This is a genomic window from Dysgonomonas sp. 511 (genome assembly GCF_010501105.1).
Classification (GTDB): Bacteria; Bacteroidota; Bacteroidia; order Bacteroidales; family Dysgonomonadaceae; genus Dysgonomonas.
Genome location: NZ_QVMQ01000014.1, coordinates 1 through 20,311, shown reverse-complemented (window position 1 = coordinate 20,311; position 20,311 = coordinate 1). Strand labels below are relative to the sequence as shown.

Here is a 20,311-nt window from a genome sequence, read left to right as displayed (position 1 = left end):
GTTGCTGCACAAAAGCGATATAAAATTAATCTAACTTATATCCGAATTGGCGGAGCAGGTTATCCCTGCTTCGCCAGTCTTTTTCTACCTTGACGAAAATCTCGATGAATATCTTTTTATTGAAAAAACGCTCTATGTCGCGGCGGGCAGATGTAGCCACTTTTTTCAATGCTACGCCTTTGTGCCCTATAATGATGCCTTTCTGCGTATCGCGCTCTACGATAATCAGCGCCCTGATATTTATTATATCCTTTTCTTCCTTAAATTCTTCTACCACAACCTCTACGGCATAAGGCACTTCTTTTTTATAATACAGCAGTATCTTTTCGCGGATAGTCTCGGTAACAAAGAAACGCGCCGGACGGTCTGTAAGGGCATCTTTTTCGAAGTAAGGAGGCGATTCGGGGATAAAATCGAGGATACGTTTTTTTATGACATCTATATTAAACTTGTTCAATGCCGAAATAGGATATATCTCTGCTTTGGGGAGCAGTTCTTTCCACTGCTTTACCAGAGTTTCCAATTCCTTCTGGTTGGTCTGGTCTATTTTGTTTATAATGAGCAATACAGGCACATCCGTATTCTGTACTTTTCTCAGAAACTCTTCGTTCTTGTCTGTCTTTTCTATCACATCGGTAACGTAGAGCAGGACATCAGCGTCGCTCAAAGCCGATTGGGAAAAATTCAGCATAGATTCCTGTAATTTATAGTTGGGACGCAATACTCCCGGCGTATCGGAGTATACGATCTGGTAATCTTCGGTGTTCACTATCCCGAGTATGCGGTGGCGGGTAGTCTGCGCCTTGGAGGTGATGATAGATATCTTCTCGCCTACCAATAAATTCATCAATGTAGATTTTCCTACATTGGGATTCCCTACTATATTTACGAAACCTGATTTGTGCATTATAATTGTAACTTTATTTTTGTCAACGACAAATGTACAAAAAAGATAGACAACAGGCTTTTTATATCTTTATAAAAGAGATTCAGTATTATACAACTGTTACTTTTTTTTATCTGTAACGGCTATAGTATATAAAAGATTCACGAAGTTGCCCCGAAACATCCCTCTTTTCTCCATTTGCATTATTAGAAAAGAGCCTAACCTTTTCGGGTTAAGCTCTGCTGTATTTTAAATAAGCGGGATAAACCTTTTTATTTTGCTTTATGGTTTTCTTTGATGAAGGCTTCGAGGGCTGCTGTCATCGAAGGCAAACCCGGTTGAGGAGCTTCGCAATCGAGGTGAAGTCCTGCATCTTTTACCGCTTTGGCAGTAGCTGCGCCGAAGCATCCGATAGCTTTTTCTCCTTGTTCGAAGTTAGGAGCATTCTTCAATAAAGAAACTATACCCGAAGGGCTGAAAAACACAAGCATGTCGTACGAAAGTATTTCTTCTTCGGTAAATTCGTTGCTCACTGTGCGGTACATAACGGCTTTGGTATAGTCCACTTTCTTCTCATCGAGTACTGCGGTGAGATCTTCACTGTGTACATCAGATACGGGAACGATGAACTTTTCCTTATTGTGCTTTGTCAATGCCGCTGCCAATCCGTCCATTTTGCCGGTGGTACTGAAAAATATCTTACGTTTTCTGTATACGATATATTTCTGTAAGTATAGCGCTACAGACTCGGATATGCAGAAGTATTTCATCGTTTCGGGCATTGCAATCCGAAACTCTTCGCATAGAGCAAAGAAGTGGTCTATAGCAGTTTTGGCTGTAAAGACCACTGCTGTATAGTCCTGTATGTTGATTCTTTGTTGGCGAAATTCCTTTGCATCTAATCCAACTACTCTGATGAAAGGACGAAAATCCATTTGCAACTGATATTTCTCCGCGATGTCAAAGTAGGGCGATTTCTCAGTAGACGGTGCAGGCTGGGAAATCAAGATCTTTTTTACTTTCAAACTCATAGTATGCTAAATACGTCAAATCTATATAATTTTTCGAGACCTCCGAACAAAAATATGTACGGTAAAATTTCGAAAGTACAAAGGTAGGCAATCAAATACAAAAAGTTAAATCTTTGTTTGAAAAAAAAGATTATTATTTGATAAAAAAGCAATATTTGAACTAATAGAAATATAATAAGCATGAATACTATTATCTGATGATGATAGGCGTGAGAATAGACCAGCAACAGGATAGGTATAAAAAACAGAATGCCGAGCACTTCTACTCCCAACATGTGCATTCTGCGCCATATTATAACCGATTTGGATGCATCGAATATATATCCGATAAATTTGTATATGAGGTCTTTCAGTATATAAAATGCGCCTATAGCCATACAGAAGCCCACGATTTTGATTATAGGGCTTTCGCTTGTGATTTGTTCTATCGAGATTCCTCTGAAAACTGCATACATTGATATAGACAGGAGTATCACAGTCTGAAATACCAGATAATAATTATAGACATGTTCGGTGGTGGTTAATTGTATACGCTGGCTTTTTTTTGTGGAAAAAAGTAGCGAAAAGCTCTCTTTCAGATAAGAGTATCCTCCGTTGTATATATAGCAAAAGGATATAAAACAAAGGAACAACAATACAGATATACCATCAATTTGCTCCAAGCTGAATGGCAGGGAAATGCCATCATGCCTTGAAACTTCGTTTACTAGCTGCTCGGTTGCAAGGCTATCAGTTCTCAGCGAATCGGCAACCTGAGGCAATAATGCATCTATGCTACTCCAAGGAGTAGCAATGGCATTATTTATATAGGGCGATATTGTATCGGCTTGGTTCAAAATTGCTTAATTACACTTTTTCTTTACAGGCTAAATTCTTTTTTTATTGCATCTACGTAGTCCAGTTTTTCCCAGGTAAAAAGCTCTACCTCTATAAGTTTGCCTTCGGGATTGTAACGCGAACGAAATTCTTTTTCTACAACCTGAGGCTCACGTCCCATATGCCCATATGCGGCGGTTTCTGCATAAATAGGGTTTCTGAGTTTCAGACGTTCTTCTATTGCTTTGGGGCGCATATCGAATAATTTCTCTACTTTCTTCGCTATTTCTCCGTCCGTAAGGTTTACATTACTTTTGCCATAAGTGTTTATATATATATTCATTGGCTTAGCAACACCAATAGCATACGATACCTGTACCAGTACCTCGGGAGAAACACCTGCTGCCACAAGATTCTTGGCTATGTGGCGTGAGGCATATGCTGCCGAGCGGTCTACCTTCGAAGGGTCTTTACCCGAGAATGCGCCTCCTCCGTGTGCGCCTTTGCCTCCGTAGGTGTCTACTATGATCTTGCGTCCTGTAAGGCCTGTGTCGCCGTGAGGGCCGCCAATAACAAAGCGCCCGGTAGGGTTTACATGGAATGTAATAGCATCAGTAAACAGCTTGGCTATATCGTCTCTGAACTTATATTTTTCCTTGACTCTTGGTATCAGCACGTTTATCACATCGGCTTTTATCTTTTGTTGCATCTCTTCGTCGCTGCCAAACTCATCGTGTTGAGTTGATATTACGATTGTGTCTATACGCAGAGGCGTACCGTTGTCGTCATATTCTATTGTAACCTGCGATTTGGCATCGGGGCGAAGATATGGCATCAAGTGCAGTTCGTTTTTACGAATATTTGCCAATTCTAGCAGAAGGGCGTGTGATAGATCCAATGCGAGGGGCATATAGTTGTCGGTTTCGCTGGTTGCATAGCCAAACATCATGCCCTGGTCGCCGGCACCCTGATCCATTGGATCCGATTTGCCGTCTACACCTCTGTTTATATCGTCCGATTGTTCGTGTATAGCAGATAGTACGCCGCACGATTGAGCTTCGAACTGGTATTCGCTTTTCGTATATCCTATCCGCTCTATTACTTTCCTTGCTGTTTCGGGAATGTCGATATATGCTTTCGATTTAACTTCTCCCGCTAAAACTACTTGTCCGGTAGTAACTAAAGTCTCGCAGGCAACTTTCGAATTAGGGTCGTAAGCAAGGAACTCGTCTAAAAGGGAGTCTGATATTTGATCCGCAACTTTATCGGGATGTCCTTCCGATACGGATTCAGATGTAAATAAATAGCTCATTGGTTCTAAATATTTTTTCTGTTTGACAAACAGGAAAGATATGTATGGCAAGAAATCGAAAATGGTTTAGCATTTTTTCATGTGGTTGCAATCAAATACAAATCTGTCCACTTAATTAAATTGAGTGCAAAGATACTGATTTTTCCCGATTTAATCGTTTTCTTATAAAGAAAAATAGCCTGTATCTCGAAAGGTACAGGCTATTGTTATTTTGGGTTTATGATTCTTATCTGGCACTGGCAAACTCAAACAGTGATTTACCGTTTGCATTTTCCGGATCGATTTGAAGAATCTTTTCTGCATATACACGCACTTGCTCTTTATCGTCAGCTTTTTTGCTCTTATCGTATTGCAGGTAGTAGTAATAGCTTAGGTAGCTGTAAGATTCGATTAGCTCTCTGTTTCTATCGGCATCTCCTCCGTCAGTTATTACTTTAGCGGTTAGCTCATAGTATGGTTTTGCCAGTCCCGCTGTAGTTTCCGGGTCTAATGAGGCATTTGCACGCGCTCTCCACAGGTAGCCCATATAGCTGTCAGGAATTCTTTCGGCTACAACGGCAAATGCTGCATCTGCATTTTTGTATGCGTTATCTGCATTTTGTTTGGCAACTTCCGGAGCTACGTTTGCATCTTTAGCCAAAGCTCCTGCTCCGATATAGTAGTAGCGTCCCATTTGGAAATAGTCGGAAGCTTCTGCTTTTTCGCCGGCCAATTCTATATATTTTTTGTAAAATCCGGCAGCATCTATATACATTTCTTCGCCTGCACAGATAGAAGCGATTTCCTTGTACAAGTTTGTTTTAGAAGGGTCTAGTTCTACAGCTTTTTTGTATTGCTCTATTGCTTTAGCCTTATTACCGGTTTCGCTCAATGCTTTTCCATAAGCAAGGTAGTCTTGTACGATAAACCTTGAAGTAGTATCTACTTCGTTTTTGTCTACGCTTGTCGATGGTTTTTGAGTAAGGCTGAAGAATTTATCTCCGGCAGCCAGTGCGCTTTGGAAATCTTTTTGTTCGTTGTTATTGAACAAAGAAAGACGGTTCAATACAAAGTTGTTAGGCTCTTTACCAAGACCTTCAGTTATATATTTCTTAGCGTCATCATATTGTTGAGTGAAGTAAAGAACAGAAGCATAGCGAGTAAGGTCTTCTACGGTATAGTCGTTACCTTTGAAGTATTCTTTGTATGGTTCTATAGCTTGAGGATAGAAACCATCGCGACGGTACAATTCGGCCAATTCTTTGTAAGCAACTCTGTATTCTGGATTGATTTCGAGTGCTTTTTTCAACATACTGGCAGCAGTTTCGCGGTTTATATATTCATATACGCGTGCACCTTTGAGGTATGCAACGGCGCAAGAAGCATCGAAATTGATTGCCTGGTCGTATTGCATGGCGGCATCCCCCGGTTTGTTCTCTTTTGCCAGCATATCGCCTTCGAAAAGATAGATGAATGGAGATTTTTTGTCAGCTTTGCGTGCATCTTCCAGTTTTTCCATAGCTTTTTCTTTCATACCATTGTCTAGGTAAGCTTGTGCTATAGCCAGGATTACGATTACATTCTTCTTGTTTTCTTTCAACTTTTGAATGCTCTTCAATTTGTCTTCAGCTTCTTTCGGATTCGATTTCAGTTGAAGTTTAGCCAGTCCTATCGAGCAAAGCGAGCTAGCCGGATCAGCAGCCAATCCTTTTTCGTAAAAAGATTTAGCTTTTGCTATATCACCTTCTCTAAAAGCAACTTCGCCCAGATAGTAATTCGATTCGGCCGGAGATGTAGCCAATGCTTTCGAGAAATATTCTTTTGCCAATTTTAATTCGCCAAGGCTCAGGTAATCTGCACCTGGGTTTTGAGCGAAAGTAGAAATTGCGATAAAAAAGCCCAACAAGGTGCTTAATAGATACTTCATTTTCATTTTTCTAATAATATTTTACTGTTAATATTTTCTTCTATTTATTGTATTTTCTGTTTGTCTAGTCTTTCAAAGTCTGGTTTGCCCTTATTACCCGGGTTAGCTGATAGGCAGGGAAAAGGCCGGCTTTCAATACGATGCGTTGTCCTTTTTCGCCAGCTGCAAAACTTACGAAGCCCGATGGCAACCCTCCTCTTACGTCGGAAATCACGATATATAAATCGCGGCTAAGCGGGTATTCGCCTAATGCTATATAGGCGGCAAACGGTTTATAACTATCTTTTATGGAGGCAGTATCGGCCTTGCTTACCGACATTACTTTTATATTATCAATAAAGCTCAGGTGTTTGGGGTCGTTTGGATTGCTTATCCAGTTGACACCTATTACTCCCAGAGCATTAGGATTTGCTGCAACATAGTCTATCACCAGTTGGTTTGGTGTGCGGTCTTTTATATCTATAGTCTGCGTACTGTCTGTAGAGCGTGCCCTCAGGTTGTCGCCAAGTGGCAAATCGCGACATATAGAGTCTCTTATAAATCTTACTGTACTTGAGTTAGGGCTATCGAAAGCAACAGCTATATCTCCCAGCTTCGATTGGGGATTCAATTCTTTCCACGAGCGTATTTGCCCTGTCATTATCTTTCTTATATCCGATACTGATATAAGTGTATCTGTATTAGCCTTGTTTACGATCAAAGCAATAGCATCGGTTGCATATTTTTGCGACCGCGGCTGCCTGTTCTTTTCTTTTATTTTCAGTTTTTCGTTTTCTGTAAGGTCGCGTGCAGCTATGATTACACGCATACTATCGGCCATAAATAGCTCGAAGGCGTGTGCTTCGTTTGTGTATGTGGGTATTATGAAAGCTTCTTCATTTTGAGCCTCAAATACATCTATTTGTTCTTGAACAATAGGAGCAAAGCATTCATCTACTGCGATTTGGGCAATACCGCTGGTAGGTGTATCGGTACGTGTTATTTTCTGGTTGTTCCCACAGGAATAACCTAATATTATAAAAAATAAAATGCCCAACATAAAACTTTGCTTTTTCATAAATATCTGTTTTTTAATTATATATTGGTATTTTCCTATAAGTTTTTCCACGCACGGTATCCGCGAAACAAGCCATATGCGAAAAAAAGCACTCCCATGATAATACGGGCGAATATATTTACATCCTTAAATAGTGGTGTAAAGATCAATAAAACGGAAATACAAAGATAAAAGAATATCATGAATATTCCGAATATCATTCTGGGCGACCATTTTGGCGACTTGTTTTCTTGTTCCATAGCTCTATTGTTATTTGAAAAAGAAGAGAAGATGATTTTAGGTTCAAACTTCTCTTCTTTTATTAATATTTATTTGTTTTTAAAACAAATGTTCAATACATGGTTCCTGTTATTGTTTCAAACGGAACACGATAGGAAGTGTGAAATATACCGGAACGTTCATACCGTTTTGTTTTCCTGGTATCCATTTAGGCATCGCTTTCACTACGCGGACAGCTTCTCTGTCGCAAGAAGGGTCGATACCACGGATAACTGTTACATCGGATATTGTTCCTGTTTTTGTAACAACGAAACGTATAGTAACACGTCCTTGTATTCCAGATTCTTGTGCTACAACCGGATATTTCAGGTTTTCGGCAATGAATCTGTGCATTTCCGATTCTCCACCAGGGAAACTAGGCATCTGTTCTACTGTAACGAACGGTTTTTCTACTACAGGTTTTTCTTCCACAATTTGTTTGTGTTCTCTCAGTTCTGCAATATCAATACCATGTTTGTCGTCAGTACCTTTCACGTCAGCAATCGAAATCTGGATTTTTGTTTCCTGAATATCTGTCTGACTCACCATTTTGTCTTCGGCTACTTCTTCGTCCTTAGCGATTGTAGGAGGTACGAATTTCACTGTTGTTTTCAATGGTGGTGGTGGTGGTGCTGTTTCCTGTTTGATGATATTTTCTTCCGGTATTTCTTGTTCTACCGGCATTTTAGTCATCTCGTAGGTATCATCCATCGGACCTTGGTCGGCTTGGGCCAGATTCTTAACTACAGAAACCAAACCTGGTAATGCAGAAACGAATACTGAGAAAGCCAGGACCACAAGGAATGCCACGACATGCCTCTTCGATGAGGATTGACGTAATCTGTAGGCGCCATATTGCTTATTTTTACCTTCAAATATTACATCACACCACTCGGAAGAATTCAATTTAATATCTTTAGACATAATTTACTCCTTTCTTTTAATGTGATTACTTAGGTGCTGCTGCTTCTGCGCCATAGGCCCCTTTTGTCTTCAGGTTTTCAACCAGAAACTGATCTCCTTCCGACATATCTACAATCGCATATTTATCTATACTGCATATTTGCATTTCATCCAGAGCATCTACTAGGTTTCTGTAAGTGGCTTCCGATGTAGGTTTTATTACTACTACCTGTCCATCTTTGTCACTTTTTATATCTCTTGCCCTGTTTTTAAATTCTTCATCCGACATTTTCTTGTTGGTAACAAATTTTTCGTGTCTCAATTCTCTCATTTGGTCTACGATCTTTTGGTTACGTTCCAATAAAACGTCGCGGATTCCGCCTTCTGATGCAAATGTGGTTTCTTTCAAGGTTGTATAATCTGTATAATCAGGCATACCTGTGTAGTAATATATTTTATCATCTGCACCTAGTATGAGAGTTATCGCTTTCGATTCTTTTACCTTTACTTCATCTTCTTTATTCAGTTTTTCGTCGGTAGGCATCGCAATATCCATGATTTGCGGTTTACTCAATGTTGTACAGAACATGAAGAACGTGATCAAGAGCATGTTCATGTCTACCATCGGAGTAAAGTCTACCCTAAGGGTCTGTTTCTTGGGTTTACCTTTTTTTTCTTCTCCACCACCGGTATCTACTGAAGCCATAATTTAATCCTTTCTTTACTTCGTTAATAATTAATTTGACTATTATAGGCCTTCCGGCATTCCCCTTAGAGATGTTATAAGGCTGTAACGGTTTTCTTTCATTTTCACCAAAGCTTTCATTACTGCATCTACGTGCGGATATGCTGTACTTTGGTCAGCCTTAATTGCGATACCCATACTTTCGCCGCCAACTTCGCGTGCATGTTTCACCCAACGGGCGAATTGGTTGTTTGCGCTATCGATTGGCACTCCGATTTTCTTTATCATTTCGTCTTGGTCACTCAATGGTTTATTCAGGAAGTCAGACATTTGGTTCATAGGTACACCAATATGTGTTTGGTCTATGAATGATCTTATTTGTTTGTCTGAAAACGTAATACCATAGTCTTGCCCCATCAACTCCAGAACTGCTTTTTTATTGTCAGGCCTGTCTATATTCATAAAAATCTTGCCATTCGGATCTACTAGGATCGTCAAGACGTTGCTTTCAGGAATTTTTACTTCTGAAACCGACGATGGTGTTATCACCTGTACGGGTTCTTTGGGTAAGAAAGTTGCTGTGAGCATAAAGAATGTGAGCAAGAGCACAGTAACATCACTCATCGCGGTCATGTCGATGAATGTGCTCTGTTTTTTTACTTTTGTCTTTCCCATCTTCTTTTATTTGTTTACTTATTAGAGTAGAATTCTATAAGGATTCCACAAATTCTCTTGATTTTTTTTGATTATTTAGATAAACCTCCGTGTAGAGTAGTATAAGTTTGGCCAATAGCAAAACCTACTTCGTCTACTGCGTTTGTCATATCTTCAACTTTTCCAGAGAAATAAGAATAAGAAACGATAGCTGCAGCACCGGTACCGATACCCATAGCTGTATTCATAAGTGCCTCAGAGATACCCAATGCAAGTACTGTAGAGTCAGGAGCTCCTTCTTGAGCCATCGCACCGAACGATTTGATCATACCAAGTACCGTTCCGAATAGTCCCATCAGCGTACCCAGGGTAGAGATAGTAGCGATAACCGAAAGGTTTTGTTGCAAATATGGTAATTCAAGAGTTGTAGCTTCTTCGATTTCTTTTTGAATCATCGCTGCTTTTTCATCGTTGTGGATGTCTGTAAGTTTTTCTACGTCAGAATATCTTATAAGACCTGCTTTAAGGATGTTAGCAACCGAACCTTTTTGTTCGTCACAAAGTTTTGCTGCGCCTGCGATGTCACCAGCTTCAAGTTTAGCTTTTGCATTCATCACAAATTTAGCTGTGCTTCCTTTACCGCTAGCTCTGTTGAGTGCGAAGAATCTTTCAACAGAAAGGGTAAATACAGTAAGCAACAATGTGATTACGATAGGAATTACCCATCCACCTTGATAAAGTGTTCCCAATGTGTTTCCAGGGATTGGATGTCCTTTTTCGTCAAAGTTGCTAGCAAGTCCGAAGATGTCAAGGAAATTACCTGAACCGGCTCCGGCTACTCCATAAAAGAATATGTGAGCAACGATAAAACAAAGTATTACTACTAGGAAAGCAGAAACACCTTTCGATCTAGGTTTTTGAGTTGTTTGTCTTTTAGTTTCCATAATGATAATAAATAATTTAAGTTTAGTGAATTTAAATTTTTAGTTCTTATTTGTCTTTATACAATTATGTTTATTTTGTTTTCTTTTATTCAAAAACAAGTGTATCCCGGAGCGCTTAAGGTTTTTAGTATATCATATTTCCGGATATATTTATTTCCTAAATAGCACTCTGATAAATACACTCAACTAAATATACGTTGACGATAATTCTTTTATTTTATAATAAAGCAATTTTATTACTGTATAAATTAAATTCTGGTACAACTAGTAGTTCTTTATTGTGGATTTTATCTATAGATGGTGTCCACTTGGTATTAAATATTCTGTAAAACTTTTTTTACAGCTAACAAAAATAGGATTAAAAATGATTCTACACAATATAAAAAATACAAAAAAACCATTATTTAGTCTATTTGCCTATGCAAAGTTCATCATTAAGTGCTATAACTGCATCATTATAGTGCTCTCTCTTGATCACAAACTGCATATTTACCTGACGAAGCGACTGTCCGAAACTCTCGACATTAATCCCCCTGTCGTACAATGCTTTTGCGGCATGGTAAAGGAATCCCGGTATGGCGATATTGGTTCCCATGACGCAAACGATAGCCACTCGTTTTGTCACCACCTGATAGAATGTAGTTTCGAGTTCGGTGATCAGTTCACGCGACTTGTAATTGTCCCACACTACCATCGTGATGGAGTTTGCATTTGTCGATTTTAGAATATAGCTGACTTCGTATCGCGCAAATATTTGCATGATTTTCAGGTCGAACCCAACCTCTCCTACCATCATAGGGTCGTGTATTTCAATGGCAAGTACTTTGTTTGTTCCCGAAACTATTTCTATTTTGGGAACTTCTGATATGTAGTCTTTTGTGATAAGTGTGCCCGGATGTTCGGGTTCGAATGTATTTTTTATCCTGATAGCGATATCTGCCAGTTCGAGTGGTTTGGCTGCTTTTGGGTGTATGGCTTCCATACCTATGTCGGCTAGCTGGTCGGCTATTATATAATTGGTGCGTCCTACGGGTATCGTTTTTTCTACACCTACAATATTGGGGTCGGCGCTGGATAAGTGATATTCTTTGTGGATAATAGCTTCGTTGGCTTTTACTTCTACAGCTATCTTACTGAAGGTGACTTCAGTATATCCTCTATCGAAGGCTCGCATAATGCCTTCTGTCCCTTTTGTATATCCTGTGGCTATGCAAAGTTCTTTGGTGAAATCTGCATTCTTGAATGCCCGGTGGATGCGTTCGTCTATAGTGAGGGGTAATGAATCGTTGAATCCGCACAAGTCGATAAAACGAGCGGATATACCATTATTGTTCAATATATTTACAGAGTTCCATGCCGAATGAGCTTCTCCTACTGATGCCAGTATTTCGCGTGCGGCAAGGCATATATCGTCAGCATTGACATAGCCCGAAGCCATCACTTTGCTAAGGCTATGCAGCATGGTTTTTGCCTGTTTTATGCGAAAAGTGATAAATTCTCCGGCTTCTTCCAGATCAAGTCCTATTGCTTCAAATCCTTTGTTGATAAGCAGCAGGCGTTGACAAAGACTGTCGAGCCCTATGCTATAGTCGCCATTTTCAAGAAACTGCACATATACGCCAGGCTCCCCTGTTTTTTTATGTTCTAACAGCCAGTTTGTTACATTATTATATGCCGAAACGACGAATATGCGGTTGTATATCTCATCGGGATTTTTTTTGCCTATAATTACGTTATTCAATACATCTTTGAATTGCGACATCGAAGTCCCGCCGATTTTTTCTACTGTAAGCATTTTATATTTAAACAGTTTCTAAATTATCTTTCCTGCGCAAAAATAATAAAATAATCTTATTGTGTGCATTTTTATGAAAGAATGTAATTGTTTTGCGGCGAAATAGATTAAGAACCTATAGTTTAATACCGGTTGATAATTTAGAGGCTATCCCAAATCTGTTTTGAGATAGCCCCTTCCTACGAATCTGAATTAATTACAGATTACAAAGCAACTAATTATTATCTATTACCTTGCCCGAGCCTGATATTGACTTCTTTATCTCCGGCTTTCCTTTATAGTTTACCTTTCCGCTTCCCGATATGCTTACGTCGAGCAGGCTATCGGCATGGACGAAAAATTTTCCACTTCCCGAAACTTTACATTTCACTGTGTCGGCTAACAAGTCGTAGGCATCTGTTTTTCCGCTTCCGCTGATGGTGCTTCCGAAGCTGTTTACCCTACCTGCTACTATGATATGGCTTGAACCCGAAGCTCTGGACTCCAACGAGCGGGCAGATATACTGTCTATTTTTACATCTCCGCTACCCGATATTTTTATGGCTAGCTTTTCTGTTTCCAATGCTCCTTTTATAAATAATTTGACAGAGCCGCTTCCTTTCATTTCGCTTAAATCTTTCGAGTTGGTGTATATGTTATATTTTGTCGGGTTTATAGATTCTTTTCCGCTTCCGATGCTCAACGAGTTACCCTTTGATTCAATTTCGAGAAGAGGGAAAAGGTTTTCGTCTATTTCTATCTTCAGGTAAGGGGCTTCATCCTTTTTCTGTTCATAATATATTGTAGCCCCACCGCTAAAGCTCATCTTATCGAAATCGGATATCGCTACTTCTTTTTCTACGATTGTTCCGTTGCCTTTCACTCTTTGGATGTTGCACGATTGAGTTGCCAAAACCAAAGCCATAATACTGATTGTAAAGAAAAATGTTTTCATATTTTTTATCTATTTTGTTGTTGCTTGATAATATGACGAAATAAATGTACGGTTGGTTACAAAAAAAAGCACCTTTTTTCGGTGCTTTTTTCATACAACTAATATTCAGCGTATTATCTCGAAGAAATTGGTGTATATTCGCGTATATCCGCAGCATTTTTATACGCCGGGCGGATAATCCGTTTTTGTTTGAAGTTTAATTCTTCTATACGGTGAGCACACCATCCTACTATACGAGCCATAGCAAACAGGGGGGTGAATATTTCCTGCGGAAGCCCGATCATATCGTATATGAAGCCCGAATAGAAGTCGACATTGGCACATACCTGCTTTTTCTTTTCCTTGCCTTTCATCTCCATAAAGTTGTATATGGCACGTTCTTCGAGCAGGTTCATAAAATTATACTCGGCTTCGCGCCCTTTCTCTATCGCCAGTTCGCGCGCCATCTCTTTCAGCAGTACCGTACGCGGGTCGGAAATAGTATATATGGCATGCCCCATACCGTAAAACAATCCGGTCTTGTCGTATGCCTGTTTGTTCAGTATTTTCAATACATAGGCGTCTACTTCTTCTACACTCGTCCAATCTTTTACATTTCTCTTTATGTTTTTCAGCATATCCACCACCTTTAGGTTGGCTCCCCCGTGCAAACGTCCTTTGAGCGAGCCGATACCCGCCGCTATAGCCGAATAGGTATCTGTTCCTGTAGAACTGGTTACGCGAACTGTAAAGGTGGAATTGTTGCCTCCTCCGTGGTCGGCATGCACCATAAGCGCAAGGTCGAGTATCTTGACATCGAGCGGGGTATAGTGATGTCCCTTCATCATATAAAGGAAGTTTTCGGCGAGCGACAAGTTGGGCTGAGGATGCCTTATATGCAGCGACTTGCCCGTGTTGTGCCGCAATGCATTGTGTGCATATGCTACGATGGTGGGGAAGGTAGCCACAAGGTTGAGCGACTGCTTGATCAGGTTCTCCGGCGATGTGTCGTCGGGATTTTCGTCGAAGGTATAAAGTTCGAGTACACAGCGCGAAAGATAATTCATTATATCGTTGCCCACAAGGTCGAGTATGTGCATCACTATCTTGGGATTCAGATCCATAATGTGGCTCATCAGTTCCGAAAAATCTTTCAGCTCGGTTGAGGTCGGAAGGTTGCCCGAGAGTATGAGATACACTACTTCTTCGAAGCCAAGCCGGTTTTCCTGCTGCGCACCTCTTACAATGTCTTCGAGGCTTACACCGCGATACATCAATTTGCCGGGTATGGGATAGGTATTGCCATTCGCGTCGCGGTCGTAACCTACTACGTCGCCCACCTTGGTAAGCCCTACAACTACACCGGTGTGGTCTTCGTTGCGCAAGCCACGCTTTACGTTGAATTTTTGAAATAATTCGCTATCAATATCGCATGTGGTAGTAACTGTACCTGATATTTTGGTTACGATCTCCTGTCCTTTCAATCTTTCCATTATGTCTCTTTTTTATGCCAATAAATTGATTATTTGGAATAATAAAAAACGAAGTTAATAAAAAATGTAAAGAAAATAGCTTATTTGGGTGTGTTTATGTCATTTTAAGGCAACTAGGTGAATTTCGCTCTAGAAACTTTCCTTTAAAATATTCGAACATACGTATCAATAATGTGGCAGCAATCCCCCTTTTGCCATATCGTAATACTTTTAAAATTTATTTTTATCTTTGATACGTTGTGCATAACGAACAACTAGAGAAAAACAAACTCACAACCATGACTGATAATAAACGTAAAATGTGGCAATTTCCGTGGCGATATAGCGAAAGTATCGCTTTTATTATAGGAATTGTACTAATAGGATTCATATTGCAACTTACTGTCGGCAGCTTCGATTTCTTCCTGCTACAGTCGCCTGTCAACCTGATATTGGGCGGGGCTGTTATCATTTTTCTTATACTATTCTCGTTTGCCCGCAAAAGCCGGTTATACCAATGGTTTTCGGGAGTACCATTTTCCGTAACCATCATAGCCGCCCTGCTAATCCTCTCACTTATCATGGGGCTTACTCCACAGGTGGCAAGGGTTGACCCGCACCATGCCGACATCTTTACACTACTGGGATTCAGTCAGGTAACTTCGTCGTGGGCATTTGTTTTCATATATTTCCTTACACTTCTTTCGTTGGGATCGCTTATTGTAAGACGGTTGATAGCGTTTCGCAAACAAGATTATGCTTTCTATTTCAATCATATAGGGTTATGGCTGCTACTCTTTGCCGCAGGGCTTGGCGCAGCCGACACCAAAAGATATGTGATGCATGTGCGCGAAGGCGAAGTAGAGTGGCGTGTCTACAGCGAAAACAAGGATGTATTAGAACTGCCCATTGCTATACAACTGAACGACTTCGAGATGGAAGAATATCCGCCAAAGCTGACAATCATCGACCGGAAAAACGGAGAGCCGCAACCTGCCGAAAAACCCGATTATTTTCAGATAGACCAAAAGCGCCCTACAGGATCGCTCAACGGATGGGATATAGAGATGAAAGAATACATACATCAAGCCATCCGCAACAGCGACAGCACCTACAAAGAAGTGCCGATGCCGGGGTCGAGCCCTGCTGCCCGCATATCGGCAACAAACAGGCTTACGGGTGATGTACGGCAAGGATGGGTGTGTGGCGGCAATATGTCGCAGCTATACATGACCCTTTCGCTCGACTCTCAATACTGCATCGTTATGACCCAACCCGAACCGAAAAGGTTTTTGTCGGATATAAAGGTATTTATGGAAGACGGCAACGAGGCCGAAACGATACTGGAAGTAAACAAGCCCCTGCGGATAGGTAGTTGGACAATATATCAATACGGATACGACAACCAAGCTGGACGCATGTCTACATACAGTAGCATAGAGTTGGTTTACGACCCGTGGCTATACCCTGCATATGCAGGCATTGCGTTACTGGCTATAGGTTCGGTTTGTTTGCTGTGGTCGGGAAGCAGAAAAAGGAATAAGGCTATTGGTTGAGGAGCCAATTAGTAGTTGAAAAGTTTATCTATACTATACAATAAATAATGTGCCGATAAAAAGGGTAAAGAAAGTAACAATGAAAAAAGTAATGAAGTGAAGTTACTTTTGTTACTTTTTTCACAATTGCGCTACCTGAATGCGATTGTAGCCAGAAGCCATATAAATGACAAGAATAAATAAAACACAGAAGGTAAGACTGTCGCAAAAAATACTTATTTTTGCATGTCGAAAAAATAGCTTGTTTGTAGAAGCTATTATAATTTAAATAGATAATAGAAAATGATTAAAATTACATTTCCAGACGGTTCAGTACGCGAATATGCGAAAGGAACAACATCGTTGCAGATTGCAGAGAGTATCAGTTCCCGCCTGGCTCAGGAAGTACTTGCAGCCAGAATAGACGGTGAAATATGGGATTTGACCCGCCCTATCGAGCAAAATGTCACGATCGAACTCCTGAAATGGGAGGATGACGGCGCCAAACACGCATACTGGCACTCGTCGGCTCACCTTATGGCAGAAGCCGTCCAGATACTTTACCCGCACGCAAAATTTGGTATAGGTCCGGCAATCGAAAACGGATTTTATTATGATATAGACTTTGGCGACACTCCTGTAAAAGATGCTGATTTTCCTAAAATTGAGGCTAAAATGATGGAGCTGATTGCCAATAAAGAAGAAATCAGACGCCAAAGCATCACCAAACAAGATGCCTTGAAGATGTTCGACGACCGCAACGAGGGTTATAAAGTAGAGCTTATCAACGACCTTGAGGACGGAACAATCACCACCTACACGCAAGGAGTGTTTACCGACCTTTGCCGTGGGCCTCACTTACCAAATACATCTTATATCAAGGCTGTTAAGATACTTAGTGCAGCAGGAGCGTACTGGCGTGGCGACGAAACACGCAAGCAGCTTACCCGCCTCTATGGCATCACTTTCCCTAAAAAGAAGATGCTGGAAGAGTACCTGCAAATGCTGGAAGAGGCTAAGAAGCGCGACCACCGTAAGATAGGCAAAGAACTCGAACTGTTTACCTTCTCCGAAAACGTAGGCAAAGGACTCCCTTTGTGGTTGCCTCGCGGTACACAGTTGCGCCTGAAACTCGAAGACTTCTTGAAAAAGATACAAAAGCGGTTCGACTACGAGCAGGTGATGACCCCGCATATCGGCAGCAAAATGCTATATGTAACATCGGGGCACTATGCTAAATACGGAAAAGATTCGTTCCAACCGATCCATACACCCGAAGAAGGGGAAGAGTTCTTGTTGAAACCGATGAACTGCCCTCACCATTGCGAGATATATAAATTCATCCCGCGCTCGTACAAAGACCTGCCATTGCGTCTGGCTGAATTCGGAACGGTTTACCGTTACGAGCAGAGCGGCGAGTTGCATGGTTTGACTCGTGTACGCGGTTTTACCCAGGATGATGCACATATTTTCTGTACTCCCGACCAGTTGAAAACCGAGTTCCTGAAAGTGATGGATATTATCTTCATCATCTTCAAAGCGCTCGATTTCGAGAACTTCGAAGCACAAATATCGCTTCGCGACCCTGAAAACCGGGAGAAATACATCGGAAGCGATGAAAACTGGGAAAAAGCCGAACGCGCCATTATCGAAGCCTGCGAAGAAAAAGGCTTACCGGCTAAGGTAGAACTGGGAGAGGCTGCATTCTATGGCCCTAAACTCGACTTTATGGTAAAAGATGCACTAGGTCGCCGTTGGCAACTGGGCACGATACAGGTAGATTATAACCTGCCTGAGCGTTTCGAGCTGGAATATACAGGAGCCGATAACCAAAAGCACCGCCCGGTAATGATTCACCGCGCGCCATTTGGCTCTATGGAGCGTTTTATCGCTGTACTTATCGAGCATACTGCCGGTAAATTCCCGTTGTGGCTCACGCCCGACCAAGTAGTGATATTGCCTATCAGCGAGAAATATAACGACTATGCCTACCGCGTGGCGAGCTACTTCAAGCAACAGGATATCCGTGCGCAGGTAGACGACCGCAACGAAAAAATAGGCCGTAAGATTCGCGACAATGAATTGAAGCGTATCCCTTATTTGCTGGTTGTAGGCGAAAAAGAGGCTGAAACAGAAGAGGTTTCGGTACGTAAGCAAGGAGAAGGCGACAAAGGCTCTATGAAGTTCACCAATTTTGCCACCATGTTGAACGACGAAGTGGAAAAGATGATGAATGCTTGGGAGAATCAGCAATAAGCCCTTTTTATAATATACGAGATACAAGTAGGCATGTTATTTATGACAGGCGAGCTTGTATCTTGTTTACTTGCCAGCTATGGCAATAAGTTTCTGAAATAAAAGGCGATAAAAATGATAAAGGTTCGATGAATTTTACTAACTTTGCGCCCGGATTAATTTAGAATAAATGAATATCTGCCGGAAATTGTGCTTAAATTATTGTATAAGCTGCATTAAAGGCTATTAATTTTATCTATAGAGCAGATTAATTTTATAACGAAATATAAAAAATAAAACAAAAGGAAGGTTCTAATAATTTTTGAATGAGGAACAACAGATTTAATCAGCAAAAAAAAGAAGATTTACACAGAATCAATGGTAATATCCGTGCCAGAGAAGTGCGTCTGGTTGGCGACAATGTAGAACAAGGTGTGTACACCATACAAGAAGCCTTGCGTATGGCCGACCAATTGGAACTCGATTTGGTCGAAATTTCTCCTACAGCAGTTCCGCCCGTAGTCAAAATAATGGACTACCAGAAATTCCTTTACCAACAAAAGAAAAAACAGAAAGAGGCTAAAGCCAAATCGGTGAAAGTTGTGGTAAAAGAAATTCGTTTCGGACCTCAGACCGATGACCACGATTTCAACTTCAAGCTGAAACATGCCAAAAGCTTTTTGGAAGAAGGTTCGAAAGTAAAAGCCTATGTGTTTTTTAAGGGCCGTTCTATCCTGTTCAAAGAGCAAGGAGAAGTATTGTTGCTGCGTTTTGCTACAGAACTAGAAGAATATGCAAAAGTAGACCAACTACCGGCTTTGGAAGGAAAGAAAATGATAATGATGCTTTCACCTAAAAAAGCACCTGTAAAAGCACCTGTCGCCCCTAAGAAGGAAGTAGAGAAAAAAGAGGTGGTAAAGAAGGAAGCACCTGAACAAACTGAAGAATAAGCAGTTCCCCGGAATTGCATTCGATTATAAATAATTTAATTAATTAACTGAGATGCCAAAACAAAAGACTAACTCCGGTGCCAAAAAGAGGTTCGCCCTTACCGGATCAGGAAAAATCAAAAGAAAACATGCTTTCAAAAGTCACATCCTGACTAAGAAAACGAAAAAACAAAAGCGCAATCTTACTCAAAGCGGACTAGTACACAAAGTGGACGAAGCCGGAGTAAAGAAATTGCTGGCAATGAAATAATCGTTTTCGCAACAAAGCAAAGTTTTTAAAAGATTTATTAACCGGATGTATGCAACAAAGAGTTTCTGAAATAAGAAACCGCTAACATTCAAAACATTGTAAAATATGCCAAGATCAGTCAATCATGTTGCTTCGCGCAACCGCAGAAAAAAAGTATTAAAGCTAACAAGAGGTTACTATGGCGCACGTAAAAACGTGTGGACAGTAGCTAAAAACACATGGGAAAAAGGTCTTACCTATGCATTCCGTGACCGTCGCGCTAAAAAACGCAACTTCCGTGCATTGTGGATACAACGTATCAACGCTGCCGCACGTCTCGAAGGATTGTCTTATTCCCGCTTGATGGGTGCTCTTCACAAAAATGGTGTGGAAATCAACCGTAAAGTCCTTGCCGACCTTGCAGTAAACCACCCTGAAGCATTCAAAGCAATTGTGAATAAAGTAAAATAATCAGACTTTATTGATAAAATAAGAAAGCAGCCCCCGATGGAGGTTGCTTTCTTGCATTAGTAAATGTGTAATCATTCGGTCTCGGGCATCTTTTACAATATTTATATAGTTTTTACCTTTGCTGAGAGAGTTAACGATAAATTAACGAGTCATCAGTTTATGCAAAATAAAAAACAAACGAGACAACTTCCCGGAACCAGGCTATCTAAAGGTCAGGCCTATCCGATAATAGAGCAATATTTTAAAAGTGGATTAATGC

At 40.7% G+C, this 20,311-nt stretch carries 19 protein-coding genes; 5 read left to right on the top strand and 14 right to left on the bottom strand.

The genetic code is table 11. The features are described 5' to 3' along the window. Positions 1-25: 25 nt before the first annotated feature. The 14 genes from era to D0T57_RS08010 all read right to left on the bottom strand — a co-directional run bounded on the left by era (position 26) and on the right by D0T57_RS08010 (position 14,653). On the bottom strand, positions 26-907 hold the full coding sequence (gene era, locus D0T57_RS08075; RefSeq protein WP_163272666.1) for a GTPase Era: 882 nt from the start codon (positions 905-907) through the stop codon (positions 26-28). 251 nt (positions 908-1,158) lie between these two features. Continuing rightward, positions 1,159-1,917 carry a uroporphyrinogen-III synthase gene (locus D0T57_RS08070; protein ID WP_163272664.1) on the bottom strand — a complete coding sequence of 253 codons (759 nt, stop codon included), beginning with the start codon at positions 1,915-1,917 and terminating at the stop codon, positions 1,159-1,161. Next, positions 1,914-2,753, bottom strand: coding sequence for a DUF4271 domain-containing protein (locus D0T57_RS08065; RefSeq protein WP_163272662.1), 840 nt, complete (start codon positions 2,751-2,753; stop codon positions 1,914-1,916). Before D0T57_RS08065 ends, D0T57_RS08070 begins: the two co-directional genes overlap by 4 nt. Positions 2,754-2,776: 23 nt before the next feature. Next, positions 2,777-4,045 (bottom strand): methionine adenosyltransferase, encoded by a 1,269-nt coding sequence (gene metK, locus D0T57_RS08060; RefSeq protein ID WP_163272660.1) that lies wholly within the window; start codon positions 4,043-4,045, stop codon positions 2,777-2,779. A gap of 226 nt (positions 4,046-4,271) precedes the next feature. Then, a complete protein-coding gene (locus tag D0T57_RS08055; protein ID WP_255490542.1) occupies positions 4,272-5,951 on the bottom strand; it encodes a tetratricopeptide repeat protein in 1,680 nt (559 codons plus the stop codon). A 64-nt stretch (positions 5,952-6,015) separates the two neighbouring features. Further along, positions 6,016-7,008: a PstS family phosphate ABC transporter substrate-binding protein gene (locus D0T57_RS08050; RefSeq protein WP_163272656.1), complete on the bottom strand. Its 993-nt coding sequence runs from the start codon at positions 7,006-7,008 to the stop codon at positions 6,016-6,018. 35 nt (positions 7,009-7,043) lie between these two features. Continuing rightward, positions 7,044-7,247, bottom strand: coding sequence for a hypothetical protein (locus D0T57_RS08045; RefSeq protein ID WP_163272655.1), 204 nt, complete (start codon positions 7,245-7,247; stop codon positions 7,044-7,046). Between the two features lie 109 nt (positions 7,248-7,356). Further along, the gene (locus D0T57_RS08040) at positions 7,357-8,190 is read right to left on the bottom strand and encodes an energy transducer TonB (protein WP_163272653.1); all 834 of its coding nucleotides are present in this window, start codon (positions 8,188-8,190) and stop codon (positions 7,357-7,359) included. 25 nt (positions 8,191-8,215) lie between these two features. Next, positions 8,216-8,875, bottom strand: a complete 660-nt coding sequence (locus D0T57_RS08035) for a biopolymer transporter ExbD (RefSeq protein WP_163272651.1) — start codon at positions 8,873-8,875, stop codon at positions 8,216-8,218. A gap of 42 nt (positions 8,876-8,917) precedes the next feature. Further along, on the bottom strand, positions 8,918-9,529 hold the full coding sequence (locus tag D0T57_RS08030) for a biopolymer transporter ExbD (protein WP_163272649.1): 612 nt from the start codon (positions 9,527-9,529) through the stop codon (positions 8,918-8,920). Positions 9,530-9,600: 71 nt separating this feature from the next. Then, positions 9,601-10,452 (bottom strand): MotA/TolQ/ExbB proton channel family protein, encoded by an 852-nt coding sequence (locus D0T57_RS08025; protein ID WP_163272647.1) that lies wholly within the window; start codon positions 10,450-10,452, stop codon positions 9,601-9,603. 409 nt (positions 10,453-10,861) lie between these two features. Continuing rightward, entirely contained in the window at positions 10,862-12,247 is a 1,386-nt protein-coding gene (locus D0T57_RS08020; protein WP_163272645.1) for an aspartate kinase, read from the bottom strand. 214 nt (positions 12,248-12,461) lie between these two features. Beyond that, entirely contained in the window at positions 12,462-13,181 is a 720-nt protein-coding gene (locus tag D0T57_RS08015) for a head GIN domain-containing protein (RefSeq protein WP_163272643.1), read from the bottom strand. A 113-nt stretch (positions 13,182-13,294) separates the two neighbouring features. Continuing rightward, a complete protein-coding gene (locus D0T57_RS08010) occupies positions 13,295-14,653 on the bottom strand; it encodes a citrate synthase (RefSeq protein WP_163272641.1) in 1,359 nt (452 codons plus the stop codon). A 278-nt stretch (positions 14,654-14,931) separates the two neighbouring features. On the opposite strand from D0T57_RS08010, the gene D0T57_RS08005 reads away from it, so the two are divergent. The 5 genes from D0T57_RS08005 (at position 14,932) to rplT (ending at position 20,052) form a co-directional block, all read left to right on the top strand. After that, positions 14,932-16,188, top strand: a complete 1,257-nt coding sequence (locus tag D0T57_RS08005; protein ID WP_255490541.1) for a cytochrome c biogenesis protein ResB — start codon at positions 14,932-14,934, stop codon at positions 16,186-16,188. Positions 16,189-16,470: 282 nt separating this feature from the next. After that, on the top strand, positions 16,471-18,423 hold the full coding sequence (gene thrS / locus D0T57_RS08000; RefSeq protein WP_163272639.1) for a threonine--tRNA ligase: 1,953 nt from the start codon (positions 16,471-16,473) through the stop codon (positions 18,421-18,423). Positions 18,424-18,728: 305 nt separating this feature from the next. Continuing rightward, entirely contained in the window at positions 18,729-19,352 is a 624-nt protein-coding gene (gene infC, locus D0T57_RS07995) for a translation initiation factor IF-3 (RefSeq protein WP_163272637.1), read from the top strand. A gap of 52 nt (positions 19,353-19,404) precedes the next feature. Then, positions 19,405-19,602, top strand: a complete 198-nt coding sequence (gene rpmI, locus D0T57_RS07990) for a 50S ribosomal protein L35 (protein ID WP_163272636.1) — start codon at positions 19,405-19,407, stop codon at positions 19,600-19,602. Positions 19,603-19,707: 105 nt separating this feature from the next. After that, positions 19,708-20,052, top strand: coding sequence for a 50S ribosomal protein L20 (rplT, locus tag D0T57_RS07985; RefSeq protein WP_163272634.1), 345 nt, complete (start codon positions 19,708-19,710; stop codon positions 20,050-20,052). The last annotated feature ends 259 nt before the right edge of the window (positions 20,053-20,311 follow it).